The following is a 2412-nucleotide window of genomic DNA, read 5'->3' on the forward strand; positions in this document are numbered from 1 at the left end:
TTAGCTGGATGAAGAATATTATTGGTTGACATCATTAAAACACGGGCTTCAAGCTGTGCTTCAAGAGAAAGCGGAACATGAACCGCCATCTGATCTCCATCAAAATCTGCATTAAAAGCAGTGCACACCAGCGGATGAAGCTGGATAGCTTTCCCTTCAATCAAGATAGGTTCAAAAGCCTGAATCCCCAAGCGGTGCAATGTTGGTGCACGATTGAGCAAAACAGGGTGTTCACGAATAACCTCATCCAAGATATCCCAAACTTCTGGATGTTCTTTTTCAACAAGCTTCTTTGCCTGCTTTACCGTTGATGAATAGCCTTTTGCATCAAGCCGCGCATAAATAAAAGGCTTAAATAATTCAAGAGCCATTTTTTTGGGAAGACCACATTGATGCAATTTTAATTCAGGACCCGTCACGATAACAGAACGCCCCGAGTAATCAACACGCTTCCCAAGTAAGTTCTGACGAAAACGTCCTTGCTTGCCCTTCAACATATCTGATAAAGACTTAAGAGGACGTTTATTGGCTCCAGTAATCACACGCCCACGCCGTCCATTATCAAACAATGCATCAACAGCTTCTTGTACCATACGCTTTTCATTGCGCACGATAATTCCAGGAGCACGCAATTCAATCAGCCGTTTCAAGCGGTTATTACGATTAATAACACGCCGATAAAGATCATTCAGATCTGATGTCGCAAAACGCCCACCATCAAGCGGAACCAATGGACGCAAATCCGGTGGAATAACCGGAATTGTTTTCATAATCATCCACTCTGGCTTATTTCCAGATTCAAGAAAATTTTCAACGATTTTAAGTCGTTTAATCAATTTTTTCTGCTTTAACTCTGAAGTTGTTTCAGCTAATTCAAGACGCAAATCATTAGCGATTTTATCTAACTCCATACTAGCTAAAAGCTCGTAAATAGCTTCAGCGCCAATCATAGCTGTAAACTGATCTTCTCCAAATTCATCAATAGCAAGCATATATTCTTCTTCAGAAAGAAGCTGATGGAGCTTAAGAGACGTCAATCCTGGTTCGGTTACAATATAATTCTCAAAATAAAGAACCCGTTCAATATCTTTTAAAGTTAAATCTAAAAGTGTAGAAATACGACCTGGTAATGATTTAAGAAACCATATATGCGCAACGGGTGCCGCAAGTTCAATATGCCCCATACGCTCACGACGTACGCGGGAAAGAGTGACCTCTACACCACACTTTTCACAAATAATGCCCTTATACTTCATGCGTTTATATTTGCCACATAGACATTCATAGTCCTTAATAGGGCCAAATATACGTGCACAAAAAAGACCATCACGCTCTGGTTTAAACGTCCGATAATTAATCGTCTCAGGCTTCTTAATCTCACCATACGACCAGGACAAAATTTTCTCAGGACTCGCAATAGAAATACGAATAGAGTCAAATGTCTGCGCTGGCGCTTGAGGATTGAAAAGATTCATGACCTCGTGGTTCATGCTGTTCTCCTTCAAAGATTCTTAGAACCTGTTGTAATATCTCATTTATTTTATAACAGATCTTCTTTAAAATACATTTACTTTTAAAAACAACCTGTATAGCCTTAATAAGGTTATTGAGCCTCTTAAAGTAATAAGAGCGCAGCCTTTTTCTAGTGCGCTCCTTGAATTATTATTCTGTCGTATCAGACAATGCCCGCTGTGCAATAAGTTCACGCGCATCATCAAGCTCCACATTAAGAGCAAGTGAGCGCATTTCTTTTACCAACACATTAAAGCTTTCGGGTATACCTGCCTCAAATGTATCATCACCACGCACAATTGCCTCATAGACTTTTGTTCGACCAGCCACATCATCTGATTTTACTGTTAGCATCTCCTGCAAAGTGTATGCAGCACCATAAGCTTCAAGTGCCCAAACCTCCATTTCACCAAAACGCTGACCACCAAATTGTGCCTTACCTCCTAATGGCTGCTGCGTAACAAGTGAATAGGGACCAATAGAACGTGCATGAATCTTATCATCAACAAGGTGATGCAATTTCAACATGTAAATATATCCCACCGTTACTGGACGATCAAAAGGCTCCCCAGTACGACCATCATAAAGCGTAACCTGCCCTGAACTATCTAATCCTGCGTCTTCCAGCATCATGTTAATATCAGACTCATGTGCTCCATCAAAAACAGGCGTTGCAATTGAAACCCCTTTCTTCATCTGTAAAGCCAATTTGTAAAGGCTTTCATTATCATACTGACGAACTGGTTCATTATGATTATCATCAGGCATAAGATTTTCAATACGCTGACGCAAAGGAAGTATATCCCCAGTTTCTTGATATAACTCTAACAAATCGCCAATCTTCTTGCCCATCCCGGCACATGCCCAACCAAGGTGCGTCTCAAGAATTTGTCCAACATT

The 2412-nt window shown here is 40.6% G+C and carries 2 pseudogenes; both read right to left on the reverse strand.

Annotated features, from left to right (window positions below):
• Positions 1 to 1490, reverse strand: a pseudogene (locus ACFIO3_RS11590) (DNA-directed RNA polymerase subunit beta'); the annotation flags it as partial.
• 172 nt (positions 1491 to 1662) lie between these two features.
• Positions 1663 to 2412 (reverse strand): annotated as a pseudogene (locus tag ACFIO3_RS11595) (DNA-directed RNA polymerase subunit beta); the annotation flags it as partial.

Source organism: Bartonella sp. AD328YNZD, assembly GCF_042196425.1.